Origin of the sequence: Streptomyces sp. 2131.1, from assembly GCF_900105515.1 — a bacterium.
GTDB lineage: Bacteria > Actinomycetota > Actinomycetes > Streptomycetales > Streptomycetaceae > Streptomyces > Streptomyces drozdowiczii.
On the sequence record NZ_FNSY01000001.1, the window covers coordinates 5,682,131 to 5,708,608 of the forward strand.

Sequence of the window (26,478 nt, forward strand, 5' to 3'; positions counted from 1 at the left end):
CTCTACTCTCCGCCACATGTCGTGGACACGAAGACTTCTGGTGGTCCTGGCGGCACTCGCCGCCGCCCTATTCGCGGCCCCGGCCGCCCAGGCGCACGAGGAACGGCCGGTCACCCTGCCCGACGGCACCGGCAGCGTCCCCGTGTACCGCACCGGCGAGCCCGATCTCCTGGTCTGCAAGACCGACCGGGCCGACTTCGAACGCCGTATCGCCGGCTTCCCGGACGCTCTGAAGTCCCGGAACCTGAAGCTCTTCGACCGCTGCCGGAAGTCCGGCTACCGCCACCTCCAGCAGGCGGTCGACGCCGTCGACGGGCCCGGGATGAACATCGCGATCCTCCCCGGCCTTTACGAGGAGGAGCCCTCGCTGCCGAAGCCCACCGGCGAGTGCGCCCGGCTGAAGGCCCCCGACTCGCAGCTCGGCTACCAGATCCTCAGCTACGAGCAGCAGGCCGAGTGCCCGCACAACCAGAACCTGGTGGCGATCCTCGGCAAGAAGGACCTCCAGATCGAGGGCACCGGCGCGGCGCGCACGGACGTCGTCATCGACGCCAAGTACCGCAAGCTCAACGCGATCCGCTCGGACAAGTCCGACGGGATCTACTTCAGGAACTTCACCGCCCAGCGCACCACCTTCAACTCGCTCTACGTCCTGGCCCAGGACGGCTTCGTCATCGACGACGTCCTGACCCGCTGGAACGACGAGTACGGCTTCCTGACCTTCGCCAGCGACCACGGGCTGTACAAGAACTGCGAGTCCTACGGCAACGGCGACTCCGGCATCTACCCGGGCAGCGCCTCCGACATCAACGACGGCTACGGCTACAAGGTCCCGCGCTACTCGATCGAGATCACCGGCTGCCACAGCCACCACAGCATGGTCGGCTATTCCGGCACCGCCGGCGACTCCGTCTACGTCCACGACAACGAGTTCGACCACAACATGGGCGGCGCCTCGATGGACAGCGCCTTCCCCGGCCACCCCGGACTCCCGCAGAACCACGCCCGCTTCGAGCGCAACCTGATCCACGACAACAACGCCGGCTACTACCGGTACGTCGCCGACGGCACCTGCGCCAAGCCGCCCGCCGAGCGGGGTTACGAGGACGGCGTGGTCTGCCCGCAGATCTCCATGCCCCCGGGCACCGGCATCATCACCGCCGGCGGCAACTGGAACCTCTACGAGGACAACTGGATCTACGGGCAGGACCGCGCCGCCTTCTTCCTGAGCGCCGTCCCCGCCTTCATCCGCGGCGAGAACGCCCTCGGCAAGCAGACCGACACCTCGCACCACAACCGGTACGCGAACAACCACCTCGGCGAGGACAGGAACGGCAAGGCACGCCCCAACGCCACCGACGTCTGGTGGGACGGCCAGGGCGACGGCAACTGCTGGCAGTCCGACACCGGCGCCTCGACCCCGCGCTCCCTGCCCGGCTGCGGTGACGAACGGGGCGCGGTCTCCGGCTCCACCGACCGGATCGCCGGCGAACCCGTCAAGCTCGCCCAGCTGCTGGTCTGCGCCGACTACGACGCACGGGCCCGCAGACTGCCGGCCGGCTGCGACTGGTACGGGGCACGCGGCATCGAACGCATCGAGGTCCAGGCCGCCCTGGGCATCGCCGTGGTCCTCGTGCTCGTCGGCGGGGTGCTCTGGTGGCGGCGGCTGCGCTCCAGCCGGCTCGCCACCGCCGCGTCCGTCCTCGGACTCATCGGCCTCGGACTGGACGTCGCCGGGTCGACCATGGGCTTCGCCGCCACCTATGTGCCCGCCCTCGCGCTGCTGCTCACCGGGCTCTGGTGGACCGGCATCGGCCTGGCGCTGCGCCCGGCACGCCCGGTGTTCGGCTGGGTGACCGTGGTCCTGGGCGCGCTGACGCTGCTCGACGCGCTGGACAAGGGCGTGTTCATGATCCCGTGGATCCCGCTCAGCCCGGCCTGGGTACGCGGACTGCTCGGCCTGGTCTGGGTCGTCTGGGCCGTCGTGGCCGCCGCCCGCCACGGGGAGCGGGGCACGGATCGCGCCGAAGGCGCGGACGACGGAGGGCCGGACCATGCTGCCGCGCCCGAGCCCGTGCCCGCCGCCCCTTCCGCGCCCGAGCCCGTGCCCGCCGTCCCCTCCGCGCCCGAGCCCGTGCCCGCCGCCCCCTCCGCGCCCGAGCCCACCACGAAGCCCGACGCCACCGCTTCGGAAGGCGGCGACCCCTCATGAACCGCGCCCGGCCCGCCCGTACCGCCCTCGCCCTGCTCACCGCCGCCGTCCTCGCGCTCGGCGCGGGCGCCTGCGGGGGCAGGGCCACCACCCACCACAAGCCCGGCACCAGCCACGCCGAGGACACCGGCAGCAACGGCCGCCTCCTGAAGGCCGACGACGGCGACGGCCACCGGCTCCGCCAGGTCGACGCCGACGGCGCGCCCGAGGTGGACCTCGCCGTCCGGCCCGACTCGGAGGACGGCTGGAACGTCCACCTCACCGTCCGCAACTTCCGCTTCACCCCGGACAGCGTGGGCGGCGGCGCGCTCGCCGGACGCGGCCACGCCCGGCTCTTCCTGGACGGCCACCCGCTCGCCCGGGTGTACGGCGCCTGGTTCCACCTGCCCGAATCGCTGCTGCGTACGGCCGGGGGCGGCATCCGGCTCACCGCCGGCCTGTACGCCGACGACCACACCGCCTGGGCCGTGGGCTCGTCCCCGATCCGGGCCGCCGCCACGCTCGGCAAAGCCTCCGCGAGCCCCGACGACGAGACCACCATGGTCGACCTGGCCATCAAGGACGGCAAGGTCACCCCCGCGCCCGGCCGCACAGAGATCGCGAAGGGCCGCACCGTGCGCCTGCGGGTCCGCAGCGACCGGGACGACGTCCTGCACGTCCACGGCTACGACAAGGAGGCGAAGCTGCCCGCCGGACGGACCGTCACGGTCACCTTCACCGCCGACCGCACCGGCCTCTTCGAGGTGGAGACCCACGAGTCGGACCTGCTGCTGACCCAGCTCGTCGTCCGGTGACGGGCGCCCCCGCTCCCGATGCCGTGCGCGTCCTCGCCCACGGCATCGGGGCCCGGCACGACCTGCCGCTCTCGCCCTTCTACGCGTTCGCCGGGGCCTTCGCCGCGCTCTTCGTCTCCTTCCTCGCGCTCGGCCTGCTCTGGTCACACTCACGGTTCACGGGCGAGCGCGCGGGCCGCCCGCTGCCGGCCGCCGTCCAGCGCCTGGCCGACGCCCGCGCCACCCGGCTCACCGCCCGCGCGCTCGGCCTGGCCGCCGCGCTGTCCGTCGTGCTGTGGCTGCTCCTCGGGCCCGCCGACCCGGACCGCAACCCGGCACCCGGCGCGGTCTACGTCCTCCTCTGGGTCGGGCTCGTCCCCGCCTCCCTGCTCCTCGGGCCCGTCTGGCGGCTCCTCAACCCGCTGCGCACCCTGCACCTCCTCGTCTGCCGGGCGCTCCGCCGCGACCGGGAGACCGGCCGCCGCCCCCTCCCCGCACGGCTCGGAATGTGGCCCGCCGCGGCCGGGCTCCTCGCGTTCACCTGGCTCGAACTCGTCGCCCCCGACCCCGCCTCGCCCACCGCCCTGCTGGTGTTCCTCGGCGTCTACACGGCTGTCCACCTCACGGGTGCGGTGGTGTACGGCGCCCACTGGTTCGACCACGCCGACGCCTACGAGGTGTACTCCGGCCTCCTCGCCCGCCTCTCCCCGTTCGGCCGCCGCCCCGCCGACGGGCGCCTCGTGGTGCGGTCCCCGTTCAACGGGCTCGACGCGACGCCCCGGCTCCCCGGACTCGTCGCCACCGTCTGCGTGATGCTCGGCTCCACCGCGTACGACGGCTTCTCCGACGCGCCGCGCTGGATCACCACCGTGCAGACCTCCGCACTCGGCCGTACCACCACCGCCACCCTCGGACTCCTCGCCGCCGTCGCCCTCGTGGCCACCCTGTACGCGCTCTGCGCGGGGGCCACGCGGCTGGTGTGCGGCGGGCTGCCCCACCCGCTCACCGCGTTCGCCCACTCCCTGGTGCCCATCGCCCTCGGCTATCTCGTCGCGCACTACTTCACACTGTTCGCCACCGAGGGCCCGCACACCCTCGCGCTGGCCCTCGGCGCCGACCGCCCCGCCGCACCCGAACCGCCTCTGGGGCCCGGCGGCGTCGCCACCCTCCAGGTCCTCGCGATCGTCACCGGACACGTCCTCGGGGTGATCGCCGCGCACGACCGGTCCGTACGGCTCATGCCGCCCCGGCGCGCAGTCATCGGCCAACTCCCGCTGCTCGCCCTGATGATCGCGTACACGGTGGGAGGTCTCGCCCTGCTCATCGCCTGAGCACCACCCCCGCCATCCGCCCAGGAGGCCCACGGCATCATGGAAGGCGTGCCCCCAGCGAACACGAACCTCCGCCGCACCCCGGTGCAGCAGCGCAGCGCCGAACGCCTCGCCCGGATCCTCGACGCCTGCGCCGAACTCCTCGACGAGACCGGCTACGAGCAGCTGTCCACCCGGGCGGTGGCCGCACGCGCCGGGGTGCCCATCGGTTCCGTCTACCGCTTCTTCTCCAACAAGCGGTCCCTGGCCGACGCGCTGGCCCGACGCAACCTCGACAGCTACGCCGAGCGCATCTCCGCCCGGCTGACCTCCATCGAGCCCGCCGACTGGCGCGGCGCGATCGACGCCGTGCTCGACGAGTACCTGGCGATGAAGCGGTCCGTCCCCGGCTTCGCCCTCGTCGACTTCGGCGCCCCCGCACCCGACGAGGACCCGGCCGACGACGCCAACCAGCGGGTCGCGGGCCGGCTCACCGAACTCCTCGCGGGACAGCTCGGCCGGGACGCCGACGACGACCTGCTGCGGGCGATCCTGGTCTGCGTGGAGGCGGCCGACGCCCTGCTCAAACTCGCCTTCCGCAGCGAGCCGTCGGGCGACGGCGCGATCGTCGGCGAGACCCGCGAGCTGATCCACGCCTACCTCGCCCGCAGGCTGGACTGAGCATCCGGAAGCTGTGAACCGCCCCCGGAGGTACCCAACTTTGCGCGAGTCATTCCCTCACGGGGCGTAGTGGGCTAATTTCAGGCCACTGCTGCCGCTCCCCACCGCTCCATCACCATCCCTCCCGGGCGGAACACATGACTCGCGCCATCACTCTGAACAACGTCAGCAAGGCCTACGGGCGGTCCTCGCGCGCCGTCGACCGCCTCTCGCTCTCCATCGACCCGGGCGAGTTCGTCGTCCTGCTGGGCCCCTCCGGCTGCGGCAAGTCGACCGTGCTCCGCATGATCGCCGGCCTGGAGGACACCACAGAGGGCGAGATCCTCCTCGACGGCGAACCGGCCAACCACCTCACCCCGCGCGAACGCGGGATGGCCATGGTCTTCCAGAACTTCGCGCTCTACCCGACCATGACCAACCGGGAGAACATCGGCTTCCCGCTGAAGCTGGAGAACCCGCGCGCCGACCACAACGACCGCATCGAGAACACGGCCAGGATGCTCGGGATCGAGCGCGTCCTGGACCGGCTCCCCGGCCAGCTCTCCGGCGGCGAACGCCAGCGGGTCGCCATGGGGCGCGCGATCTCCCGCCAGCCGTCCGCCTTCCTCATGGACGAGCCGCTCTCCAACCTCGACGCCAAGCTCCGCAACCACCTGCGCGCCGAGATATCCCAGCTCACCAGGGAACTCGGCGTCACCACGGTCTACGTGACCCACGACCAGGCCGAGGCCATGTCGCTGGGCCACCGGGTCGCCGTCATGCGCGGCGGCGTCCTCCAGCAGGTCAGCCCGCCGCGCGAGGTGTACGCGCTGCCGGAGAACGTGTTCGTCGCCGCGTTCATCGGCACGCCCCGGATCAACCTCATCCAGGCCGTCGTGCACGCGCCCCTGGAGGGCCGGATGTCGATCGACCTGGGCCGCCAGCGTCTCCCGCTGCCCGAACCGCTCAGCCCCGACCATCAGTTGCTGCGCATCCAGCAGGGCCGCCCGATCATCGTCGGGCTGCGCTCCGAGGCCGTCCGGATCGCCCCGCCCAGCCAGGCCCGCCCGGGCGAGGTCGCGCTCAGCGGCATCGTGGAGCACGTCGAGTACCAGGGCCACGAGGCGCTGGTCCACCTCAACACCGGCTCGCGGCCCGCCGTCGTCCCCGAGCTGGAGTCGGCCCGCACCGACCGGGGCCCCGTGCGCAGGAGGCGCGGCGGTCAGGGCGGCGGCGGGGTGCTGGAGCGGATCAAGGAGCGCGCCACCTCGTACGTGGGCGGCGGCTCGGTCGCCGTCCTGGAGGCGCCGGAGACCGACGACCTGCCGCCGGGCGTCCACAGCCCGGACCGCCCCGCCGTGACCGCCAGCGACCTCGTGGTGCGGACCGGGCCCGACATGATGCTGCGCACCGGCGGTCAGGTGCCGCTCCTGGTCGACCTGGCGCACCTGTACGTCTTCGACCACCAGGGCCGCCGCATCTGCCCGCTGCCCAGGGACGTCCCCGGCCTCGACATGTAGGCCGGTGCCGGGCACGGCACGTGACCGGGGTCTCCGGTGGCTCCCTGGCGCCTGAAAACTAACAGCGCTAGTTTGGGCTCCGGACGATCCCGTCCGTCACCGTGCCCGGGAGGAACAGCGATGAAGGCCCACGACGGTATGTACATCGGCGGCGCATGGCGGCCCGCCGCGGGACCGGACACGATCGCGGTCGTGAACCCGGCCGACGAGCAGGTCGTCGGCCACGTCCCGGCCGGCACCGCCGAGGACGTCGACGCCGCGGTGCGGGCCGCGCGCGCCGCCTTCCCCGGCTGGGCCGCCACCCCGCCCGCCGAGCGCGCCGCCCGCATCGCCGCGCTCCGCGACGTGCTGGGCACCCGCGCCGAGGAGATCGCCGAGACGGTCACCGCCGAACTCGGCGCCCCGCCCGCGCTCGCCGTCTCCGTGCACGCGGGCCTCCCGGTCATGGTCGCCGGCACCTACGCCGAGCTCGCCGCCACGTACGCCTTCGAGGAGCGGCACGGCAACTCCACGGTGTTCCTGGAGCCCGTCGGCGTCGTCGGTGCCATCACCCCCTGGAACTACCCGCTGCACCAGATCGTCGCCAAGGTCGCCCCCGCGCTGGCCGCCGGCTGCACGGTGGTCCTCAAGCCCGCCGAGGACACCCCGCTGACCGCCCAGCTCTTCGCCGAGGCCGTCGCGGAGGCCGGACTGCCCGCGGGCGTGTTCAACCTGGTCACCGGCCTCGGCCCGGTCGCCGGACAGGCCCTCGCCGAGCACGCGGACGTCGACCTGGTCTCCTTCACCGGCTCCACCGCGGTCGGCCGGCAGATCGGCGCCACCGCCGGCGGCGCGGTCAAGCGCGTCGCGCTGGAACTGGGCGGCAAGTCCGCCAACGTCATCCTCCCCGGCGCCGACCTCGCCAAGGCGGTCAACGTCGGCGTCGCCAACGTGATGTCCAACTCCGGCCAGACGTGCAGCGCCTGGACCCGGATGCTGGTCGACGCGGAGCGGTACGAGGAGGCCGTGGCGCTCGCCGCGGCGGCCGTCGCCAAGTACGTGCCCGGCGAGCGGGTCGGCCCCCTCGTCAACGCCAAGCAGCAGGCCCGGGTTCGGGGTTACATCGAGAAGGGCGTCGAGGAGGGCGCCCGCCTCGTCGCCGGCGGCCCCGAGGCCCCGCTGCCCACCGGCTACTACGTCAGCCCCACCGTCTTCGCCGACGTCACCCCGGAGATGACCATCGCCCAGGAGGAGATCTTCGGCCCGGTCGTCTCCATCCTGAAGTACGAGGACGAGGACGACGCGCTCCGCATCGCCAACGGCACGGTCTACGGGCTCGCGGGCGCCGTCTGGGCCGCCGACGACGAGACGGCCGTGGCCTTCGCCCGCCGGATGGACACCGGCCAGGTCGACATCAACGGCGGCCGCTTCAACCCGCTGGCGCCCTTCGGCGGCTACAAGCAGTCCGGCGTCGGCCGCGAACTCGGCGCGCACGGCCTGGCCGAGTACCTCCAGACCAAGTCCCTCCAGTTCTGAGCCCCGTACCGCCCACCGATCAGCGATCAGCAAGGAGCCAGTCCGTGGTCCGCGCCGCCGTACTGTCCGCCGTCGGAGCTCCGCTGGAGATCACCGACATCGTCCTGCCGGAGCCCGGCCCCGGCCAGGTGCGCGTCCGCCTCGCCGCCGCCGGGGTCTGCCACTCCGACCTCTCGCTGTCCAACGGCACCATGAGGGTGCCCGTCCCCGCCGTCCTCGGCCACGAGGGCGCCGGCACAGTCGTCTCGGTCGGTGAGGGCGTCACCCATGTCGCCCCGGGCGACGGCGTCGTCCTCAACTGGGCGCCCTCCTGCGGCAGCTGCCACCACTGCGGCATCGGCGAGGTCTGGCTCTGCGCGAACGCCCTGGCCGGCGCGGCGAACGTGCACGCCCGCACCGCCGACGGCACCGAGCTGCACCCCGGGCTGAACGTGGCCGCCTTCGCCGAGGAGACCGTCGTCGCCGGCAACTGCGTGCTGCCCGCCCCGGACGGCGTACCGCTCACCGACGCGGCGCTCCTCGGCTGCGCGGTGCTCACCGGCTACGGCGCGGTCCACCACAGCGCCCGGGTCCGCGCGGGTGAGTCCGTCGTGGTCTTCGGCATCGGCGGCGTCGGGCTCGCCGTGCTCCAGGCCGCCCGGATCGCCGGCGCCTCGAAGATCATCGCGGTGGACGTATCCCCGGAGAAGGAGGAGCTGGCCCGCCGGGCGGGCGCCACCGACTACGTCGTCGCCTCGGACACCACGCCCCGCGACATCCGGAAGCTCACCGGCGGGCAGGGCGCGGACGTGGCCGTCGAGTGCGTGGGCCGGGCCGCCACCATCCGCGCCGCCTGGGAGTCCACCCGCAGGGGCGGCCGCACCACGGTCGTCGGGATCGGCGGCAAGGACCAGCAGGTCACCTTCAACGCCCTGGAGATCTTCCACTGGGGCCGCACGCTGACCGGCTGCGTCTACGGCAACAGCGACCCGGCCCGCGACCTGCCGGTGCTGGCCGGCCACATCGGGGCGGGGAGCTTCGACCTCTCCATGATGGTCACCGAACGGATCGGCCTGGACGGTATCCCGGCGGCCTTCGAGAACATGATCGCGGGCAAGGGCGGCCGGGCCCTGGTGGTCTTCTAGCCGCCGGTGCGAGGGTGGGCGGGCGCCAGCTGCGCGTACTGCAGCTCCAGCCCGTCCACCAGCGCCCGCAGCCCGGTCTCGAAGGCGCCCTCGTCGACCTGCTGGCGCCGCTCGGCCAAGAGGTGCGCCTGGCCCAGGTGCGGGTAGTCGGCGGGGTCGTACGCCGTCTCGTCGTCCACGAACCCCCGGGCGAACGAGCCGAGCGCCGAGCCGGTGATGAAGTAGCGCATCAGTGCCCCGATGTACGTGGCCTGGGCCGGCGGCCACCCCGCCCGCACCATCGCCCCGAACACCGCGTCCGCGACCCGCAGACCCGCCGGGCGGCGGCCGGGGCCCTGGGCGAGCACCGGGACGATGTGCGGGTGCGCGGCGAGCGCCGCCCGGTAGGAGACCGCCCAGTCGTGCAGGGCCGCCCGCCAGTCCCGGGGATCGGACTCCTCGAACATCGACAGGTCGACCTGCGCGGAGACGGCGTCCGCGACCGCGTCCAGGATCTCGTCCTTGTTCCGGAAGTGGTTGTACAGCGAGGGCCCGCTGACCCCCAGTTCCGCCGCCAGGCGGCGGGTCGACACGGCGTCGAGCCCCTCGGCGTCCACGAGGGCGCTCGCCTTCTCGACGATGCGTTCTCTGCTCAGGAGGGGCTTGCGCGGGCGGGCCATGCGGCACATAGTAGGCCCTGCAACGCGAAAACTAGCAGTGCTAATTAAGAGGGAGGGTGCGGCCGGTGAACCTGGAACTCAGCGAGGAGCAGGAAGCCGTCAGGCAGCTCGCCAAGGATTTCGTCGCCCGCGACGTCGCCCCGTACGCGGTCGAGTGGGACCGGTCCGAGAACGTCGACAAGTCGATCGTGAAGAAGCTGGGCGCGCTCGGCTTCCTCGGCCTCACCGTTCCGGAGGAGTACGGCGGCTCGGGCGGCGACCACCTCGCGTACTGCCTGGTGACCGAGGAGCTGGGCCGGGGCGACTCCTCGGTGCGCGGCATCGTCTCCGTCTCCCTCGGCCTGGTCGCCAAGACCATCGCAGCCTGGGGCGACGAGGAGCAGAAGCGCCATTGGCTGCCCCGGCTGACCTCGGGCGACGCCGTCGGCTGCTTCGGCCTCACCGAACCCGGCACCGGCTCGGACGCGGGCAGCCTGACGACCAGAGCCGTGCGGGACGGCGCGGACTACGTCATCAACGGCAGCAAGATGTTCATCACCAACGGCACCTGGGCCGACGTGGTGCTGCTCTTCGCCCGTACCAACGACACCCCCGGCCACAAGGGCGTCTCCGCCTTCCTGGTCCCCGCCGACGCCCCCGGCCTCACCCGCCGCACCATCCACGGCAAGCTCGGCCTGCGCGGCCAGGCCACCGCCGAACTGGTCCTGGAGGACGTGCGGGTACCCGCGACCGCCCTGATGGGCCCCGAGGGCAAGGGCTTCTCCATCGCCATGTCCGCCCTGGCCAAGGGGCGGATGTCGGTGGCGGCCGGCTGCGTCGGCATCGCCCAGGCGGCCCTGGACGCGGCCGTGGGCTACGCGGGCGAGCGCGAGCAGTTCGGCAGGCCCATCGCGGGCTACCAGCTCGTCCAGGAACTCATCAGCGACATCTCCGTGGACGTCGAGGCCGCGCGCCTGCTGACCTGGAGCGTCGCCGACCTCGTCGACCGGGGCCAGGACTTCGCCACCGCCGCGTCCCGGGCCAAGCTCTTCGCCTCCGAGGCCGCGGTCCGAGCCGCCAACAACGCGCTCCAGGTCTTCGGCGGCTACGGCTACATCGACGAGTACCCGGTCGGCAAGCTGCTGCGCGACGCCCGCGTGATGACGCTCTACGAGGGCACCAGCCAGATCCAGAAGCTGATCATCGGCCGCGCCCTGACCGGGGTTTCGGCGTTCTGAGTACCATCTGAGTACCTGTACGGATGTGGCGTGGGTCATACCGTCGGATGCTGGCGCCATGAGTGAGACGACATCGGTCAAACAGCAGACCACCGGCGCCTACTTCGGGCAGGCCGTCGCGTCCTTCGGGATCGCGATGGCCGCGGTGACCCTCGGAATCTACTTCCTCGACGCCGATGCCTGGGTGCGCGCATTCCTCGCCGTCGGCGTCCTCTACCTCGTCACGTCCTGCTTCACCCTGGCCAAGGTCGTCCGGGACAAGCAGGAGGCCGGCCAGCTGGTCAGCCGGGTCGACCAGGCCCGGCTGGAGAAGATCCTCGCCGAGCACGACCCGTTCCAGAAGCTCTGAGGACCAGGGCCTCGAAACGTTGCCCTAAGCGCTTGCTCAGGATCGGGGTATGGTGTTCGTCCTGTTGACTGAGAGGGGCGAGCGACGATGAGCACGGCGCAGGAGACCGACGCCGAGGACCCGCCGTGGGCCGAGGTGACGCCCGAGGCCGCCCGGCGGCTCCTCGTCGCGGCGGTCGACGCCTTCGCCGAGCGCGGGTACCACGCGACCACCACCCGGGACATCGCGGGCCGCGCCGGAATGAGCCCCGCCGCGCTCTACATCCACTACAAGACGAAGGAAGAGCTGCTCCACCGGATCAGCCGGATCGGCCACGACCGGGCCCTGGCCCTGCTGGAGTCGGCCGCCGACGGCGGCGGCACCGCCGCCGAGCGGCTCGCCTCCGCCGTGCGGTCCTTCGTCCGCTGGCACGCCGAACGCCACACCACCGCCCGCGTGGTGCAGTACGAGCTCGACGCGCTCGGCGAGGAGCACCGCACCGAGATCATCGCGCTGCGCCGCAGGACCGACGCGGTGGTGCGCCGGATCATCGGCGAGGGCGTGGCCTCCGGCGAGTTCGACGTGCCGGACGTGCCGGGCACCACCCTCGCGGTGCTGTCGCTCTGCATCGACGTGGCGCGGTGGTTCAACGCGCAGGGCAGCCGCACACCCGACGAGGTCGGCGAGCTGTACGCCGGTCTGGTGCTGCGGATGGTCGGCGCCGAGCGCTGAGTACCAACGGGTCGCCCCCGGTCCCCTCGCGGGGCCGGGGGCGTTCGCGTACGCGCGTACCGGCGCGGGCCTCGGAAGCGCGTAATGACGCGGCTCTCGGAAGCGCGCACCGGCGCGGGTCTCAGAAGTAGTAGCGCGACACCGACTCGGCCACGCACGCCGGCTTGTCGCCGTCCTCGCGCTCGACCGTGACGAGGGCGGTGATCTGCACGCCGCCGCCCGCCTCCTCGACGCTCTTCAGGACGGCGGTCGCCCGCAGCCGCGAGCCCACGGGCACGGGGGAGGGGAAACGGACCTTGTTGGTGCCGTAGTTGATGCCCATCTTCGCGCCCTCGACCGCCATCACCTGCGGTACGAGGACCGGCAGCAGCGACAGCGTCAGATAGCCGTGCGCGATGGTCTTCCCGAACGGGCCGGCCGCCGCCTTCTCCGGGTCCACATGGATCCACTGGTGGTCGCCGGTGGCGTCCGCGAACAGGTCGATCCGCTTCTGGTCGACCTCCAGCCAGTCGCTGTACCCCAGCTGCTCGCCCACGCCGTCCCGCAGCTCCTGTGCGGAGTTGAAGATCCTCGGCTCTGCCATGTCCCTGCTCCCTGCCTTCCGCTCTGCCGACCATCCGTCGCGCACTGTCTAAGCGCTTGCTCAGCATGGTTGGCGGGTGCGTTCCTGTCAACGACGGACCGGCGGGGGACGGGCCACGTAGGGTTCGACGGGTGCCCCAGATCCCGCAGACACTTCATGAACTCACGGTCGGCCAGCTCTCCGCACGCAGCGGCGCCGCCGTGTCGGCCCTGCACTTCTACGAGGCCAAGGGCCTGATCGGCAGCCGCCGCACCAGCGGCAACCAGCGCCGCTACAGCCGGGACGCGTTGCGCCGGGTCGCCTTCGTCCGCGCCGCCCAGCGGGTGGGCATCCCGCTGGCCACGATCCGCGAGGCGCTGGCCGAACTCCCCGAGGAGCGCACACCGAACCACGACGACTGGGCGCGGCTCTCCCACGCCTGGCGCTCCGAACTGGACGACCGGATCAAGCAGCTGGCCGCGCTGCGCGACCACCTCACCGACTGCATCGGCTGCGGCTGCCTCTCGCTGGAGACCTGTGTGCTGTCCAACCCGGACGACATCAACGGCGAGAAGATCACAGGCTCGCGCCTGATGCCGGAACGCCGTGCGGCCAGCCGTCCGCCGGCGAGCCGCAAGCCGGCGGAGGACACCGAGGACTGCTGCTGACCGGCGCGTACCGGGCGGCCCGCGCGCCGGGCCGCTCACGTCCCGGGCCGCTCGCGCCTCAGGCCACCGAGGCCAGGTCGGCGGCCCGGCTGCCGCGGGCCCTCGCCAGGGCCGCCGGGGTGAGCACCGGCTGCGGCACCACGATCCCGCACCCCGTGCACACCGGCCCCGACCACGGCTCGCTGTCCAGGTCGTGCCGCCAGGTGATCCCGGTCCTGGCGCACACCGGGCAGCCGGCGCCCGGTTCCGCCTCCAGGGCCGAGATCAGCCGGGCCAGCACCTCGGCGAGCGGCGCCGACGGGTGCACCGCCGGGTCGTCGCAGCGGGCGACCCCGTTGCCGCCCCAGGTGCGCCGGTGCCAGTCGTCGAAGGCGCCCGGCCGGCGCAGCCCCCGGTGCTTCTCCCGCCTGCGGCGCTCCGCGAACCCCGCCTCGTAACCGAGCCACACCGTGCGGGCCCGCTCCAGCTCCTCCAGGGCCCGCACCAGCCGGGCCGGGTCGGGGGACCGGTCCTCGGGTGCTATGCCGTGCCGTGCGCACAGATGGTCCCAGGTCGCCCGGTGCCCGTAAGGGGCGAAGCGCTCCAGGCACTTGCGCAGCGAGTACCGCCGCAGCGCCAGATCGCTCCTCGGATCGCGGACCTGTCTCGCCAGACTCCGGAAACCGGCCATTGCACCGCCACCTCCGTCGCTCGTACTCCGTCGCCCGTACTTCGGCGTCAGGGGATGGACGTACGACTGCCCGGATCGGCTCCATCCAAGGGCCCGGATGTCCGATGGGTGAGACAGCGCACAGAATCCGTCGGCATGTGGCGATTCGGAAAAGGTGACCGATGTTCATCTTACCGGCCGGTTGTACCGCCAGTAACCTGCCGCGCATCGGCCTCTCGGAGGAGTACGCATGCCCCCACGCACCCGTATGACCCGCACCGGTACCACCAGAGCCGCCGCGCTCGCCGCCGCACTCGCCCTCGGTACGTCCCTGCTCGCCGCCGCGCCGCACGCGGGCGCCGCCGAGGCGGACCCGGTCCCCGACTACTGCCAGGGACAGTGCGACGACATCCTGCCGCCCGGCGAGAACGGCAACGCCACCCTCGTCGAGATCCTCGGCAACAAGGCGTTCGGCACCCATCCCGCGCACAGCGACGACCAGCTCGACCGCTACAACGGCCTGGTCGCCGGGCACACCGGGCTCACCGACCAGAAGCTCACCGACTTCTTCAACGACGCCTCCTTCGGCGTCCCGAAGGACCAGGTCGAGTCCGTCACCTCACCCCGCGACGACGTCACCATCACCCGCGACAAGTCCTCCGGCGTCCCGCACATCAAGGGCACCACCCGCTACGGCACCGAGTTCGGCGCCGGGTACGCCGCAGGTCAGGACCGGCTCTGGCTGATGGACCTCTTCCGGCACATCGGGCGCGGCGAGCTGACGTCCTTCGCCGGCGGCGCCCTCGCCAACCAGGGCCTGGAGCAGCAGTTCTGGCCGCAGGCCCCGTACACCGAGGCCGATCTGGAGGCCCAGGTCGAATACATCAGGACCCATGAGGGGGCCAGGGGCGAACAGGCCATGGCGGACGCGCAGGCGTACGTCGACGGCATCAACGCCTACCGCAAGAAGTCGAAGGACGGCCGCTACTTCCCCGGCGAGTACGTCCTGACCGGCAAGATCGACGCCATCACGAACATAGGCGAGATCCAGCCGTTCAAACTGACCGACCTGATCTCCATCGCCTCGGTCGTCGGCGGCCAGTTCGGCGGCGGGGGCGGCGGCGAGGTGCAGGCGGCCCTGTCGCTGCTGTCCGCGCAGCAGAAGTACGGCGTCGTCGAGGGCACCCAGGTCTGGGAGTCCTTCCGCCAGCGCAACGACCCCGAGGCCGTGCTCACCATCCACGACGGCACCTCGTTCCCGTACGCCGGCAAGCCCGACAAGGCCGTCGGCACCGCCCTCCCGGACCGGGGCTCCGTCACCGCCGAACCCCTCATCCACGACCGCACCGGCTCGGCCGGCACCGGAGTGAAGGCCCCGGTCAAGGCACCGGCCAAGCTCAAGAAGGCGCAGGGCATCTTCGACGACGGCGTCATCCCGGAGGGCTCCCTGCCCGGCTCCGGCGCCCAGAAGCGCGGCATGTCCAACGCCCTGGTCGTCTCCGGCAAGAGCACCGCGAGCGGGCATCCGATCGCCGTGTTCGGGCCGCAGACCGGCTACTTCGCACCGCAGTTGATGATGCTCCAGGAGCTCCAGGGCCCCGGCATCAGCGCCCGCGGCGTCTCCTTCGCCGGCGTCGGCATGTACATCCAGATGGGCCGCGGCCAGGACTACGCCTGGAGCGCCACGTCGGCCGGCCAGGACATCACCGACACCTACGCCGTCGACCTGTGCGAGCCGGACGGCTCGGCGCCCGCCAAGGACTCCACGCACTACCTCTACCGGGGCGTCTGCACCGCGATGGAGAAGATGGAGAAGACCAACTCCTGGAAGCCCACCGTTGCCGACTCCACGGCCAAGGGCTCCTACCGGATGCAGGTGTGGCGCACGAACTACGGCATCGTCACCCACCGCGCCACCGTGGGCGGCAAGCCCGTCGCGTACGCCTCGCTGCGCTCCACCTACCGGCACGAGGCCGACTCCATCATCGGCTTCCAGATGCTCAACGACCCGTCCTACGTCACCGACGCGGCCTCCTTCCAGCAGGCGGCGAGCAACATCGACTACGCCTTCAACTGGTTCTACGCCGACTCCCGCACCGCCGCCTACTACAACAGCGGCATGAACCCGGTGCGGCCGTCCGGCATCGACCCGGCGCTCCCGATCCGCGCCGAGAAGGCGTACGAGTGGCAGGGCTACGACCCGGCGGGCAACACCGCCGCGTACACCCCGTTCGCCGAGCACCCGCACTCCAGCGGGCAGGACTACTACATCTCCTGGAACAACAAGCAGGCCGAGGGGTACGCAGCTTCGGGCTTCGGCCTCAGCGCCGTGCACCGCGGCGACCTGCTCGACGACCGGGTCTCCGAGCTGGTCGACGAGGGCGGCGTGACCCGCGCCTCGCTGACCCGCGCGATGGCGGACGCGGCCCTCACCGACCTGCGCGGCGAGCAGCTGCTGCCCGAACTGCTGAAGGTCATCCGCTCCCAGCCGGTCACCGACCCGGACCTCAACGCGGTGGTCCAGCAGCTGGACTCCTGGCGGGCGTCGGGCGCCCAGCGCAAGGAGAGCAGCCCCGGCTCGCACACGTACACCCATGCCGACGCGGTCCGGATCATGGACGCGTGGTGGCCGAAGCTGGTCGAGGCGGAGTTCCGCCCCGGTCTCGGTGACGACCTGTACGGGGCGCTCACCGCGAACCTCGCCACCGACGAGTCCCCGGCCGCCAGCCACGGACCGAGCGGGGCGCACAGCGGTTCGGCCTTCCAGTACGGCTGGTGGGGCTTCGCCGACAAGGACCTGCGCCAAGTGCTCGGGCAGCCGGTCAAGGGCCCGCTGGCCAAGTCGTACTGCGGAGGCGGCGACCTGAGCGCCTGCCGTACGGCGCTGCTGACCTCGCTCAAGGAGGCGGCGGCGGTCCCGGCGGCCCAGGTCTACCCGGGCGACGACAACTGCAAGGCCGGCGAGCAGTGGTGCACGGACTCGATCATCCACCGCGCGCTGGGCGGCATCGCCCAGAAGGCCATCCACTGGCAGAACCGCCCGACGTACCAGCAGGTGGTGGAGTTCCCGGGCCACCGGTAAACCCGGCCCGCCCGGCCCGCCCGGCACACCCAGCCCGTCCGGCGTTTGAGGACGGAACCGGTGCGCCGGGCGGGCCCGCACACGCTTTACCGCACGCGCGGGCCGCGCACACTCACCGGTACTGCAGATACCGCTTCCGCACGGTCCGGAACGCCGCGAGGTCCGCCGCCCACGCGCCGACGACCTCGTCCACGTTCGCCCCCGCGTCGATCATCGTCCGCACCCGCGTGTTGCCGGTCAGCTTGTCGATCCAGTTGTCCGACCGCCACGCGAACCCGCTCCACGTCCGCTTCGCGGTGATCAGCAGCCCGATCCCCGTGCGCACCGGGTCGAAGTCCTCGCGGTCCAGGACGTGCAGCTGCACCCCGCCCACCGTGACGCCCTGGAACTTGGAGAACGTCGGCGCGAAGTACGCCTCGCGGAAGGCCACTCCGGGCAGATCGAGCGCGTTGGCCGCGTCCGCCCACCGGTGGTCGATGCCCTCCGCGCCCAGCAGCTCGAACGGGCGGGTCGTGCCGCGCCCCTCGGAGAGGTTCGTCCCCTCGAACATGCAGGTGCCGGAGTAGACGAGCGCCGTGTCGGGCGTCGGCATGTTGGGGCTCGGCGGCACCCACGGCAGGCCCGTCGCGTCGAAGAAGTCCGAGCGCGACCAGCCCGACATCTTCACGATCTCCAGCTGGGCCGGACGGTCCTTCAGGAACTCCCCGTTGAACAGCAGCGCCAGCTCGGTGACCGTCATGCCGTGCGCCTGGGAGATCTCCCGCCGGCCCACGAACGTGCCGAACGCCGGGTCCAGTACCGGCCCGAGCGCGGCCCGCCCGGTCACCGGGTTCGGCCGGTCGAGCACGACGAACCTCTTGCCCGCGAGCGCCGCCGCCTCCATGCAGTCGTACAGCGTCCAGATGTACGTGTAGAAGCGGGCGCCGGCGTCCTGGATGTCGAAGACGACGGTGTCCACGCCGGACGCCGTGAAGATGTCCGCGAGCGCCTGACCGCTCTTCAGGTACGTGTCGTAGACGGGCAGCCCGGTCGCCGGGTCGTCGTACCGCCCCTCCGAGCCGCCGGCCTGCGCGGTACCCCGGAAGCCGTGCTCGGGGCCGAAGACGGCGGTGAGGTTCACCCGGCGGTCCGGGTGCATCACGTCCACGATGTGCCGGACGTCGGAGGTGATCCCGGTCGGGTTGGTGACGACGCCGACGCGCTGCCCCTTCAGCAGGGCGTAACCGTCCGCCGCCAGCCGGTCGAAGCCGGTGCGGACCCGCGGCCCGCCCCCGTGGCCGTTCCCGTGGCCCTTGCCGTGCGACGTGCCGGCCGCCGCGGGCCCGGCCGAGGCGGCCGTGGCCGCGAGGGCCCCCATCGCACCGCCGACGGTCAGCAAACCACGCCTGGACAGGCTCATTCGGCTACCTCCAAGATCGCGACGAGTGTCATGGCCACGCACGCTAGCGCGCCGAGAGGCCCGGGGGAACGTGTCTGACGGGGCCGCCGCGCCGGGAGTGGCCGATGAGACGCCGCCACCCCTTCCCACACGACATACCGACTGGTTAGTCTGCCCGTGCAGTCGGCTGAGAGGTGCGAGAGCGATGAGTACGGTGCAGGGCGCGGGCGTGGTGGTCACCGGGGCCGGAGGCGGCATCGGCGCCGCGCTCGCCCGCAGATTCGCCGCCGAGGGCGCACGGGTCGTCGTCAACGACCTCGACGAGTCCCGGATCGAGGCGCTCGCCGAGGAGATCGGCGCCACCGCCGTCGCCGGGGACGCCTCCCGGATCGTGGAGGCCGCCCGGGACGCGCTGGACGGCACCGTCGATGTGTACTGCGCCAACGCGGGCCTCGCCTCGCCGGGCGACCCGATGGCCGACGAGGACGTCTGGGCCGCGGCCTGGGACGTCAACGTGATGGCCCACGTCCGGGCGGCCCGCGCGCTGCTCCCGGACTGGCTGGAGCGCGGCAGCGGCCGTTTCGTCTCCACGGCCTCCGCCGCCGGGCTGCTGACCATGATCGGCGCCGCCCCGTACAGCGTCACCAAGCACGGCGCGGTCGCCTTCGCCGAATGGCTCTCGCTGACCTACCGGCACCGGGGCGTCAAGGTCCACGCGATCTGCCCGCAGGGCGTGCGTACGGACATGCTCACCGCCGCCGGATCGGCCGGCGAACTCGTCCTCGCGCCCGGCGCCATCGAGCCCGAGGCCGTCGCGGACGCCCTGTTCGACGCCATGGCGAACGACCGCTTCCTGGTCCTGCCGCACCCCGAGGTCGGCCGCTACTACGAAGCCAGGGCCGCCGACACCGACCGCTGGATCCGCGGCATGAACCGCCTCCAGCGCACCTGGGAGGAGACCGGAGCATGACCGAGTCCATCTACGCGGCGAAGCCCTGGCTCCCGCTGCTCAGCGAGGCCCAGCGGGCCCCCGTCCACCCCGCCGAGACCCTGGTGCACGCCTTCCGCGATTCCGTGGGCCGCACCCCGGACCACCCGGCGCTCGCCTACTTCGACGGCCGCCTCACCTACCGCGAGACGGACGAGCTCTCCGACTCCGTGGCCGGCCACCTCGCCGCCCGGGGCCTGGAGCGCGGCGACCGGGTCGCGATCATGCTCCAGAACTCCCCGCAGTTCGTCCTCGCGCTCCTCGGCGCCTGGAAAGCCGGGGCCACCGTCGTCCCGCTCAACCCGATGTACAAGTCCGCCGAGGTCGGCCACGTACTCAAGGACGCCCGGGTCACAGCGCTCGTCTGCGCGGACCGGGCCTGGGAGGCGTACCTGCGGGACACCGCCGCCGCCGCGCCCGGCGTCCGGATCGCGCTCACCGCCTGCGAGCTGGACCTCCAGACGAAGAACGACGAGCGGGTGCTGAACTTCGAGCGGCTGCCCGCCGCCGCGGACGCCGACGACCTGGTCGCCGTCGCCCGCCAGGGCCTCGCCGCCCCGGCGGGCCGGGACCTCACTGCCGCCGACACCGCGCTGATCAGCTACACCTCCGGGACCAGCGGCACCCCCAAGGGCGCCATGAACTCCCACGGCAACATCATGGTCAACGCCGAACGCCAGCGCACCGGCCACCCCGTCCCCGAGGGCGCCGCCTACTTCGCGCTCGCCCCGCTCTTCCACATCACCGGCATGGTCTGCCAGCTGGCCGCCTGCCTCACCAACGCGGGCACCCTCGTCCTCGCCTACCGCTTCCACCCCGGCGTCGTCCTCGACGCCTTCGCCGAGCACCGGCCCGCGTACACCGTCGGCCCCTCCACCGCCTTCATGGCACTGGCCGCGACGCCCGGCGTGACACCCGGGCACTTCGCGTCCTTCCAGGTCATCTCGTCCGGCGGGGCGCCACTGCCGCCCGCGCTCGTGGAGAAGTTCCGGTCCGGCTTCGGCCCGTACATACGCAACGGCTACGGCCTCACCGAGTGCACCGCCCCGTGCGCCTCCGTGCCCCCGGAGCGCGAGGCCCCCGTCGACCCGGTCTCGGGCACCCTCTCGGTCGGCGTGCCCGGCCCGGACACCGTCGTCCGGATCATCGACGAGAACGGCGCGGAGGTGCCCTTCGGGGAGCAGGGCGAGATCGCGGTGCGCGGCCCGCAGGTCGTCTCCGGCTACTGGGGACTGCCCGAGGCCACCGCCGCCGCCTTCCCCGAAGGCGAGCTGCGCACCGGCGACATCGGCTTCATGGACCGCGAGGGCTGGCTCTACGTCGTCGACCGCAAGAAGGACATGATCAACGCCTCCGGCTTCAAGGTCTGGCCGCGCGAGGTGGAGGACGTCCTCTACACGCACCCGGCCGTCCGCGAGGCCGCCGTCGTCGGCGTGCCCGACACCTACCGGGGCGAGACCGTCCGTGCCTACGTCAGCCTGCGGCCGGGCGCGAGCGTCGGACCGGACGAGCTGGGCGCGTACTGCAAGGAACGGCTCGCCGCGTACAAGTACCCGCGCGAAGTCGAGATCCTGGCCGAGCTGCCCAAGACGGCAAGTGGGAAGATCCTCAGGCGGGAACTGCGTTCCCCCCGGTAGTACAGCCAAACGTATGGAAGGAAGGCGGCGGCTATGGCCAAGGAGACGGACGGGAACGGCACCCCCGTCCCCCAGCGGTTGCTGGCCGCCGCCACTAGGCTCTTCGCCGAGCAGGGCTACGACCGCACCTCGGTCCAGGAGATCGTCGAGGCGGCCGGCGTCACCAAGGGGGCGTTGTACCACTACTTCGGCTCCAAGGAGGACCTGCTCCAGGAGGTGTACGCCCGGGTGCTGCGCCTCCAGCAGGAGCGGCTCGACGCCTTCGCGAACGCCGAGGCGCCCATCGAGCAGCGGCTGCGCGACGCGGCCGCGGACGTGGTCGTCACCACCATCGACAACCTCGACGACGCCTCGATCTTCTTCCGCTCCATGCACCACCTGAGCCCCGAGAAGAACAAGCAGGTACGGGGCGAGCGGCGGCGCTACCACGAGCGCTTCCGCGCCTTGGTCGAGGAGGGCCAGCGCAGCGGGGTGTTCTCCACGGCCACCCCGGCGGACCTCATCGTCGACTACCACTTCGGGTCGGTCCACCACCTGTCGACCTGGTACCGCCCGGACGGCCCCCTCACCCCGCAGGAGGTCGCCGACCACCTCGCGGACCTGCTGCTGCGGGCGCTCAGACCCTAGCGGCCGCCCCGTCGCACAACTGCCCGAGCAGCGCCTCCGCCGCCGGGTTGCGCGGACGGGGCGCCCGGCCCACCAGCAGCACCGTCCGGCCCGGCTCCGGCTGCCGGATGGTCACGCACGGCAGCCCCGCGTCCTCGCCGATCCGGCGCGGCACGACCGCCACCCCGATGCCCGCCCGGACGAGGTCGACCAGCAGCCGGATCTGTGTGACGTCGCAGGTGATCCGGCGCTCCAGACCGCAGTGCGCGGCCAGCCGGCGCACCGCCGTCTCCAGGCCCGTGCCCGCGCGGAAGTCCACGAACGGTTCGTCGGCGAGGTCCTTGATCAGGGTGCGCCCCGCCGTCGCGAGGGGGTGCCCCGGCGCGGTGATCAGCACCAGGTCCTCGTGCCAGGTCGCGAACGCGGTGAGCCCCTCGGGCAGCGCGGCGGCGTCCGGCGCCAGGAAGGCGAGGTCCAGCTCCCCGGCACGCACCCCCGCCACCAGCTCCGGCGTCGTCGCCTCGCGCAGCGAGATCTGCACCCCGGGCCACAGCCCATGGAACGCGGCCAGTTCGGCGGCCAGGTCGACGCAGGTCAGCGTCTGGATCGTGCCGACGCGCACCCGCCCGGTCGCCAGCCCCGACACGGAGGCCACCGCGTCGCGCGCGGCGTCCGTCCCCGCGAGCACCGTCCGCGCGGCAGGCAGCAGCGCCCGGCCCGCCTCGGTGAGGACCACCCGGCGGCCGGTGCGGTCGAACAGCTCGGCGCCCAGCTCCCGTTCGAGGTTGCGCACGGACGTGCTCAGCGCGGACTGCACGATCAGTTCGGCACGGGCGGCGGCGGTGAAGCTGCCGTGCGTGACCACCGCCATGAAGTGGCGAAGCTGACGGATCTCCATCCGCCCACGCTAGCGGGGCCCATCTAGGTTATCGATGGCTGGCAGCGAATCCATCTGTTGGACCGCCTCACGGACCGGGGTCAAGCTGGATTCATGGCGCACATCCAGAGCTCCACCCGCATCCCCGCCCTGTGGGCCGTCGCGTACGGCCCCCACCGCCCGGTCCCGGTCCGGCTGCTGGCCCGCACCCTGCTGCGGGTACGGGCCTTCGCCCGCGAACTGGCCCTGGCCGATCACGTGCCGTACGGCGGATATTGAAGCCCTACAGGTACTTCTTGATCTCCCGCCGGGCCAGCGAGCGCTGGTGCACCTCGTCCGGGCCGTCCGCCAGCCGCAGTGTCCGGGCCGAGGCCCACAGCTCGGCGAGCGGGAAGTCCTGGCTGACCCCGCCCGCGCCGTGCAACTGCACCGCCTGGTCCAGGATGGCGACCACCGCGCGCGGGGTGGCGATCTTGATGGACTGGATCTCGGTGTGCGCGCCCCGGTTGCCGACGGTGTCCATCAGCCAGGCCGTCTTCAGCACCAGCAGCCGCAGCTGCTCCACGGTGACCCGGGCGTCCGCGATCCAGTTCTGCACGACGCCCTGCTGGGCCAGCGGCTTGCCGAAGGCCGTACGGGAGACCGCGCGCCGGCACATCAGCTCGATGGCCCGCTCCGCCATGCCGATGAGCCGCATGCAGTGGTGGATGCGCCCCGGACCCAGCCGCGCCTGGGCGATGGCGAAGCCGCCGCCCTCCTCGCCGATCAGGTTCGTCGCCGGCACCCGCACGTCCTCGAAGACGACCTCCGCGTGCCCGCCGTGCCAGTGGTCCTCGTAGCCGTACACCTGCATGGCGCGCTTCACCGTCAGACCGGGGGTGTCCCGGGGGACGAGGATCTGCGACTGCTGGCGGCGGATGTCCGCGCCGTCCGGGTCGGTCTTGCCCATCACGATGAAGATCTCGCAGTCCGGGTTCATCGCCCCGGAGATGTACCACTTGCGGCCGTTGATGACGTAGTCGCCGCCGTCACGGGTGATCCGGGTCTCGATGTTGGTCGCGTCCGAGGAGGCGACCTCCGGCTCCGTCATCGCGAACGCCGAGCGGATCTCCCCGGCCAGCAGCGGTTCCAGCCACCGCTTCTTCTGCTCGTCGGTGCCGAACTCGGCCAGCACCTCCATGTTCCCGGTGTCCGGCGCCGCGCAGTTGGTCGCGGTCGGTGCCAGACGCGGCGAGCGGCCCGTGATCTCCGCCAGCGGCGCGTACTGGAGGTTGCTCAGCCCGGCCCCGTGCTCGGTGCCCGGCAGGAAGAGGTTCCACAGGCCCTGCCGGCGGGCCTCCGCCTTCAGGTCCTCCACGATGCGCGGGGTCTGCCAGGGCGAGTCCAGTTCGGCGCGCTGCTCGTCCGCGATCCGCTCGGCCGGGTAGACGTGCTCGTCCATGAACGCGAGGAGCCGGGCGCGCAGCTCCTCGGTACGGGTGTCGAATGCGAAGTCCATGGGGTGGTTCAGCCTTCCTGGAGGGTGGTGAGGCCGTGCTCGATGAAGACGGGGACGAGGTCGCCGATGCGGTCGAAGCCGCCGCCGACCGTCTGCCCGAGGGTGTAGCGGTAGTGGATGCCCTCCAGGATCACGGCGAGCTTGAACCAGGCGAAGGCCGTGTACCAGGAGATGGCGGAGGTGTCGCGGCCGGAGCGGGCGGCGTAGCGCTCGATCAGCTCGGCCGGGGTCGGGTGGCCGGGCGCGCCGCTGGTGGTGGAGACCGGCGACTCCGGCAGCCCCAGGTCGGAGCTGTACATGACGAGCAGCCCGAGGTCGGTCAGCGGGTCGCCGAGCGTGGACATCTCCCAGTCCAGGACGGCCTTGATCTCGTCGTCGGCGCCGATCAGCGCGTTGTCCAGGCGGTAGTCGCCGTGCACCACGGTGGGCGCGGGGGAGACGGGCAGCTCCCGGCCGAGCGCCGCGTGCAGCTCGTCGATGCCGGGCAGCTCGCGGTTGCGGGAGGCGTCCAGCTGCTTGCCCCAGCGGCGCAGCTGCCGGTCGAGGAAGCCCTCGGGCCGCCCGAAGCCGGCGAGCCCGACCGCCCCGGGGTCCACGGCGTGCAGCTCGACGAGCGTGTCGACGAGCGCGAGGACCGCCGCCCTGGTGCGCTCCGGGCCGAGCGGGACCAGCTGCTCGGCCGTGCGGTACGGGGTGCCCTCGACGTACTCCATGACGTAGAAGGGCGCGCCGGTCACCGAGTCGTCCTCGCAGAGCAGGAGCGGTTCGGGGACCGGGACGGCCGTCGGGTGCAGGGCGCTGATCACCCGGTGCTCGCGCTTCATGTCGTGCGCGGTGGCCAGGACGTGCCCCAGCGGGGGCCGCCGGAGGACCCACTGGGCGGTGCCGTCGGTGACGACGTACGTCAGGTTCGACCGGCCGCCCTCCACGACGCGCGCGTCGAGCGGTCCGTTCACCAGTCCCGGACGCTCGCGGTCCAGGTATCCGCGCAGCCGGTCGAGGTCGAGACCTGGCGGATGGACGTGGCTCATCGTGCGTACCTCCGGGGTGGGCGAACGGTCGCTCTCATGATGCCGACCAGTCGGTATGTCGTCCAGTGCGCCCCGGGAACCGGATGAGAGGACTCCGGTCCCCAAGGGCGTTCCGGCTCTGGCGTTCGGTCGCATCTCTGAATAGGGTTCACGTATGGATACCGCGCTGCTGATCGACGAAGTCCGGCTGACCCCGATCCTCATTGCCGACCCGCCCCTGCTCAACACCCAGGGCGTCCACCAGCCGTACACGCCCCGGCTCGTCGTGGAGGTCGTCACCCGGGGCGGGGTCACCGGCATCGGGGAGACCTACGGCGACGGCAAGTACCTCGAACTCGCCGCGCCCCTGGCCGCCGCCCTTCCCGGCCGCCCGGTCAGCGATGTGAACGGGCTGTTCGCCCTGGCCGACGAGGTGTGCGGTGATTCACGGGCGGCCGACGCACGGGTCGACGCGGGCGGGCTGCGCGGCGTCCAGACCGCCGACAAGCTGCGCCTCTCCGTGGTCTCCGGCTTCGAGGTGGCCTGCCTGGACGCGCTCGGCAAGGCGGTCGGACTGCCGGTGCACGCGCTGCTCGGCGGCAAGGTCCGCGACCGGGTCGAGTACAGCGCGTACCTCTTCTACCGCTGGGCCGCCCACCCGGAGGGCGGCGAGTCCGACGACTGGGGCGCGGCCCTCGACCCGGCCGGCGTCGTGGCCCAGGCCCGCCGCTTCGCCCGCGAGTACGGCTTCTCCTCCTTCAAGCTCAAGGGCGGTGTCCTCCCGCCGGACGAGGAGATCGCCGCCGTCCGCGCGCTCGCCGGGGCGTTCCCCGGGCAGCCGCTGCGCCTGGACCCCAACGGAGCCTGGTCCGTGGAGACCTCGCTGTACGTGGCCGAGCAGCTGAAGGACGTACTCGAATACCTGGAGGACCCGGCGAGCGGCACGGAAGCGATGGCCGCCGTCTCGGCGGGCACGGACGTGCCGCTGGCCACCAACATGTGCGTCACCACGCTCGCCGAGGTCCCCGAGGCGTTCGCCCGCGACGCCGTCCAGGTCGTCCTGTCCGACCACCACTACTGGGGCGGGCTGCACCGCACCCGCGAACTCGCCGCGATCTGCCGCCTGCACGGCGTCGGGCTCTCCATGCACTCCAACACCCACCTCGGGATCAGCCTCGCCGCGATGACGCACGTCGCGGCCACCGTCCCCAACCTCGACTACGCCTGCGACAGCCACTACCCCTGGCAGACCGAGGACGTCATCACCACCCGCCACGTCTTCGAGGACGGCCGCCTCACCGTCTCCGACGCCCCCGGCCTCGGCGTCGAACTCGACCGGGACCGGCTCGCCGCACTCCACCGGCGCTGGCTCGACGACGACGGCACCATGCGCGAGCGCGACGACGCCGCCGCGATGCGCAAGGCCGAACCGGAGTGGCGCACCCCGTCGATCCCGCGCTGGTGACCGCACCG

General features: G+C 72.4%; 24 protein-coding genes. 17 read left to right on the plus strand and 7 right to left on the minus strand.

From position 1 onward, the window contains the following. Nucleotides 1–16: 16 nt before the first annotated feature. The 7 genes from BLW14_RS25575 to BLW14_RS25605 all read left to right on the plus strand — a co-directional run bounded on the left by BLW14_RS25575 (nt 17) and on the right by BLW14_RS25605 (nt 9,114). The gene (locus tag BLW14_RS25575; RefSeq protein ID WP_256332876.1) at nt 17–2,212 is read left to right on the plus strand and encodes a right-handed parallel beta-helix repeat-containing protein; all 2,196 of its coding nucleotides are present in this window, start codon (nt 17–19) and stop codon (nt 2,210–2,212) included. Next, on the plus strand, nt 2,209–3,006 hold the full coding sequence (locus BLW14_RS25580; RefSeq protein ID WP_093709521.1) for a cupredoxin domain-containing protein: 798 nt from the start codon (nt 2,209–2,211) through the stop codon (nt 3,004–3,006). The genes BLW14_RS25575 and BLW14_RS25580 overlap by 4 nt, the downstream gene beginning before the upstream one ends. Beyond that, a complete protein-coding gene (locus tag BLW14_RS25585; protein WP_093709522.1) occupies nt 3,003–4,316 on the plus strand; it encodes a hypothetical protein in 1,314 nt (437 codons plus the stop codon). Before BLW14_RS25580 ends, BLW14_RS25585 begins: the two co-directional genes overlap by 4 nt. 39 nt (nt 4,317–4,355) lie before the next feature. Beyond that, the gene (locus tag BLW14_RS25590) at nt 4,356–4,976 is read left to right on the plus strand and encodes a TetR/AcrR family transcriptional regulator (RefSeq protein WP_093709523.1); all 621 of its coding nucleotides are present in this window, start codon (nt 4,356–4,358) and stop codon (nt 4,974–4,976) included. A gap of 137 nt (nt 4,977–5,113) precedes the next feature. After that, nucleotides 5,114–6,475 carry an ABC transporter ATP-binding protein gene (locus BLW14_RS25595; RefSeq protein ID WP_018523997.1) on the plus strand — a complete coding sequence of 454 codons (1,362 nt, stop codon included), beginning with the start codon at nt 5,114–5,116 and terminating at the stop codon, nt 6,473–6,475. 120 nt (nt 6,476–6,595) lie between these two features. Next, nucleotides 6,596–7,990, plus strand: coding sequence for an aldehyde dehydrogenase family protein (locus BLW14_RS25600; RefSeq protein ID WP_093709524.1), 1,395 nt, complete (start codon nt 6,596–6,598; stop codon nt 7,988–7,990). 44 nt (nt 7,991–8,034) lie between these two features. After that, nucleotides 8,035–9,114, plus strand: coding sequence for a Zn-dependent alcohol dehydrogenase (locus BLW14_RS25605; protein WP_093709525.1), 1,080 nt, complete (start codon nt 8,035–8,037; stop codon nt 9,112–9,114). Here the strand turns inward: BLW14_RS25605 and BLW14_RS25610 are convergent. Next, the gene (locus BLW14_RS25610) at nt 9,111–9,773 is read right to left on the minus strand and encodes a TetR/AcrR family transcriptional regulator (RefSeq protein WP_093709526.1); all 663 of its coding nucleotides are present in this window, start codon (nt 9,771–9,773) and stop codon (nt 9,111–9,113) included. The two genes, BLW14_RS25605 and BLW14_RS25610, sit on opposite strands and share 4 nt — an antisense overlap. Nucleotides 9,774–9,838: 65 nt before the next feature. On the opposite strand from BLW14_RS25610, the gene BLW14_RS25615 reads away from it, so the two are divergent. The 3 genes from BLW14_RS25615 (at nt 9,839) to BLW14_RS25625 (ending at nt 12,050) form a co-directional block, all read left to right on the plus strand. Further along, entirely contained in the window at nt 9,839–10,990 is a 1,152-nt protein-coding gene (locus BLW14_RS25615) for an acyl-CoA dehydrogenase family protein (RefSeq protein ID WP_093709527.1), read from the plus strand. 58 nt (nt 10,991–11,048) lie between these two features. Further along, the gene (locus BLW14_RS25620) at nt 11,049–11,339 is read left to right on the plus strand and encodes a YiaA/YiaB family inner membrane protein (protein ID WP_093709528.1); all 291 of its coding nucleotides are present in this window, start codon (nt 11,049–11,051) and stop codon (nt 11,337–11,339) included. Between the two features lie 87 nt (nt 11,340–11,426). Then, nucleotides 11,427–12,050: a TetR/AcrR family transcriptional regulator gene (locus BLW14_RS25625; RefSeq protein ID WP_093709529.1), complete on the plus strand. Its 624-nt coding sequence runs from the start codon at nt 11,427–11,429 to the stop codon at nt 12,048–12,050. 121 nt (nt 12,051–12,171) lie between these two features. Here the strand turns inward: BLW14_RS25625 and BLW14_RS25630 are convergent, their stop codons facing one another. Next, entirely contained in the window at nt 12,172–12,633 is a 462-nt protein-coding gene (locus BLW14_RS25630; protein WP_093709530.1) for a MaoC family dehydratase, read from the minus strand. A 131-nt stretch (nt 12,634–12,764) separates the two neighbouring features. On the opposite strand from BLW14_RS25630, the gene soxR reads away from it, so the two are divergent. Then, nucleotides 12,765–13,280: a redox-sensitive transcriptional activator SoxR gene (soxR, locus tag BLW14_RS25635; RefSeq protein WP_093709531.1), complete on the plus strand. Its 516-nt coding sequence runs from the start codon at nt 12,765–12,767 to the stop codon at nt 13,278–13,280. A 58-nt stretch (nt 13,281–13,338) separates the two neighbouring features. On the opposite strand, the gene BLW14_RS25640 is transcribed toward soxR, so the two are convergent. Next, nucleotides 13,339–13,950 carry a hypothetical protein gene (locus BLW14_RS25640; RefSeq protein ID WP_093709532.1) on the minus strand — a complete coding sequence of 204 codons (612 nt, stop codon included), beginning with the start codon at nt 13,948–13,950 and terminating at the stop codon, nt 13,339–13,341. A gap of 229 nt (nt 13,951–14,179) precedes the next feature. On the opposite strand from BLW14_RS25640, the gene BLW14_RS25645 reads away from it, so the two are divergent. Then, a complete protein-coding gene (locus BLW14_RS25645; protein WP_093709533.1) occupies nt 14,180–17,011 on the plus strand; it encodes a penicillin acylase family protein in 2,832 nt (943 codons plus the stop codon). Nucleotides 17,012–17,123: 112 nt separating this feature from the next. Here BLW14_RS25645 and BLW14_RS25650 read toward each other — a convergent pair whose 3' ends face one another. Further along, the gene (locus tag BLW14_RS25650; RefSeq protein ID WP_093709534.1) at nt 17,124–18,410 is read right to left on the minus strand and encodes an exo-beta-N-acetylmuramidase NamZ family protein; all 1,287 of its coding nucleotides are present in this window, start codon (nt 18,408–18,410) and stop codon (nt 17,124–17,126) included. Nucleotides 18,411–18,594: 184 nt separating this feature from the next. Between BLW14_RS25650 and BLW14_RS25655 the strand changes: the two genes are divergently transcribed. The 3 genes from BLW14_RS25655 to BLW14_RS25665 are packed head-to-tail and all read left to right on the plus strand — an operon-like array spanning nt 18,595 to nt 21,641. Beyond that, complete coding sequence (locus tag BLW14_RS25655) at nt 18,595–19,359, plus strand: SDR family oxidoreductase (protein WP_093709535.1); 765 nt, start codon at nt 18,595–18,597, stop codon at nt 19,357–19,359. Next, the gene (locus BLW14_RS25660) at nt 19,356–21,014 is read left to right on the plus strand and encodes a class I adenylate-forming enzyme family protein (RefSeq protein ID WP_093709536.1); all 1,659 of its coding nucleotides are present in this window, start codon (nt 19,356–19,358) and stop codon (nt 21,012–21,014) included. Before BLW14_RS25655 ends, BLW14_RS25660 begins: the two co-directional genes overlap by 4 nt. Nucleotides 21,015–21,047: 33 nt before the next feature. Then, nucleotides 21,048–21,641, plus strand: a complete 594-nt coding sequence (locus tag BLW14_RS25665; RefSeq protein WP_093709537.1) for a TetR/AcrR family transcriptional regulator — start codon at nt 21,048–21,050, stop codon at nt 21,639–21,641. Here BLW14_RS25665 and BLW14_RS25670 read toward each other — a convergent pair. After that, nucleotides 21,631–22,518 carry a LysR family transcriptional regulator gene (locus tag BLW14_RS25670; RefSeq protein ID WP_093709538.1) on the minus strand — a complete coding sequence of 296 codons (888 nt, stop codon included), beginning with the start codon at nt 22,516–22,518 and terminating at the stop codon, nt 21,631–21,633. The two genes, BLW14_RS25665 and BLW14_RS25670, sit on opposite strands and share 11 nt — an antisense overlap. 93 nt (nt 22,519–22,611) lie before the next feature. Between BLW14_RS25670 and BLW14_RS34605 the strand changes: the two genes are divergently transcribed. Next, the gene (locus BLW14_RS34605; protein ID WP_165946236.1) at nt 22,612–22,776 is read left to right on the plus strand and encodes a hypothetical protein; all 165 of its coding nucleotides are present in this window, start codon (nt 22,612–22,614) and stop codon (nt 22,774–22,776) included. 4 nt (nt 22,777–22,780) lie between these two features. On the opposite strand, the gene BLW14_RS25675 is transcribed toward BLW14_RS34605, so the two are convergent. Both BLW14_RS25675 and BLW14_RS25680 read right to left on the minus strand, forming a co-directional pair. Further along, on the minus strand, nt 22,781–23,995 hold the full coding sequence (locus tag BLW14_RS25675) for an acyl-CoA dehydrogenase family protein (RefSeq protein WP_093709539.1): 1,215 nt from the start codon (nt 23,993–23,995) through the stop codon (nt 22,781–22,783). Nucleotides 23,996–24,003: 8 nt separating this feature from the next. Next, nucleotides 24,004–25,026: a phosphotransferase family protein gene (locus BLW14_RS25680; RefSeq protein WP_093709540.1), complete on the minus strand. Its 1,023-nt coding sequence runs from the start codon at nt 25,024–25,026 to the stop codon at nt 24,004–24,006. Nucleotides 25,027–25,180: 154 nt separating this feature from the next. Between BLW14_RS25680 and BLW14_RS25685 the strand changes: the two genes are divergently transcribed. Continuing rightward, on the plus strand, nt 25,181–26,470 hold the full coding sequence (locus tag BLW14_RS25685) for a glucarate dehydratase family protein (RefSeq protein ID WP_093709541.1): 1,290 nt from the start codon (nt 25,181–25,183) through the stop codon (nt 26,468–26,470). Nucleotides 26,471–26,478 lie beyond the last annotated feature (8 nt).

Bases quoted from the DNA above. Each gene is read 5' to 3' on its own strand.
- BLW14_RS25625 (WP_093709529.1), top strand. From the start codon at position 11,427: ATGAGCACGGCGCAGGAGACCGACGCCGAGGACCCGCCGTGGGCCGAG.
- BLW14_RS25640 (WP_093709532.1), bottom strand. From the start codon at position 13,950: ATGGCCGGTTTCCGGAGTCTGGCGAGACAGGTCCGCGATCCGAGGAGC.
- BLW14_RS25590 (WP_093709523.1), top strand. From the start codon at position 4,356: ATGGAAGGCGTGCCCCCAGCGAACACGAACCTCCGCCGCACCCCGGTG.
- BLW14_RS25670 (WP_093709538.1), bottom strand. From the start codon at position 22,518: ATGGAGATCCGTCAGCTTCGCCACTTCATGGCGGTGGTCACGCACGGC.
- BLW14_RS25580 (WP_093709521.1), top strand. From the start codon at position 2,209: ATGAACCGCGCCCGGCCCGCCCGTACCGCCCTCGCCCTGCTCACCGCC.
- BLW14_RS25650 (WP_093709534.1), bottom strand. From the start codon at position 18,410: ATGAGCCTGTCCAGGCGTGGTTTGCTGACCGTCGGCGGTGCGATGGGG.
- BLW14_RS25620 (WP_093709528.1), top strand. From the start codon at position 11,049: ATGAGTGAGACGACATCGGTCAAACAGCAGACCACCGGCGCCTACTTC.
- BLW14_RS34605 (WP_165946236.1), top strand. From the start codon at position 22,612: ATGGCGCACATCCAGAGCTCCACCCGCATCCCCGCCCTGTGGGCCGTC.
- BLW14_RS25655 (WP_093709535.1), top strand. From the start codon at position 18,595: ATGAGTACGGTGCAGGGCGCGGGCGTGGTGGTCACCGGGGCCGGAGGC.
- BLW14_RS25630 (WP_093709530.1), bottom strand. From the start codon at position 12,633: ATGGCAGAGCCGAGGATCTTCAACTCCGCACAGGAGCTGCGGGACGGC.
- BLW14_RS25595 (WP_018523997.1), top strand. From the start codon at position 5,114: ATGACTCGCGCCATCACTCTGAACAACGTCAGCAAGGCCTACGGGCGG.
- BLW14_RS25575 (WP_256332876.1), top strand. From the start codon at position 17: ATGTCGTGGACACGAAGACTTCTGGTGGTCCTGGCGGCACTCGCCGCC.
- BLW14_RS25610 (WP_093709526.1), bottom strand. From the start codon at position 9,773: ATGGCCCGCCCGCGCAAGCCCCTCCTGAGCAGAGAACGCATCGTCGAG.
- BLW14_RS25665 (WP_093709537.1), top strand. From the start codon at position 21,048: ATGGCCAAGGAGACGGACGGGAACGGCACCCCCGTCCCCCAGCGGTTG.
- BLW14_RS25660 (WP_093709536.1), top strand. From the start codon at position 19,356: ATGACCGAGTCCATCTACGCGGCGAAGCCCTGGCTCCCGCTGCTCAGC.
- BLW14_RS25600 (WP_093709524.1), top strand. From the start codon at position 6,596: ATGAAGGCCCACGACGGTATGTACATCGGCGGCGCATGGCGGCCCGCC.
- BLW14_RS25685 (WP_093709541.1), top strand. From the start codon at position 25,181: ATGGATACCGCGCTGCTGATCGACGAAGTCCGGCTGACCCCGATCCTC.
- BLW14_RS25675 (WP_093709539.1), bottom strand. From the start codon at position 23,995: ATGGACTTCGCATTCGACACCCGTACCGAGGAGCTGCGCGCCCGGCTC.
- BLW14_RS25680 (WP_093709540.1), bottom strand. From the start codon at position 25,026: ATGAGCCACGTCCATCCGCCAGGTCTCGACCTCGACCGGCTGCGCGGA.
- BLW14_RS25645 (WP_093709533.1), top strand. From the start codon at position 14,180: ATGCCCCCACGCACCCGTATGACCCGCACCGGTACCACCAGAGCCGCC.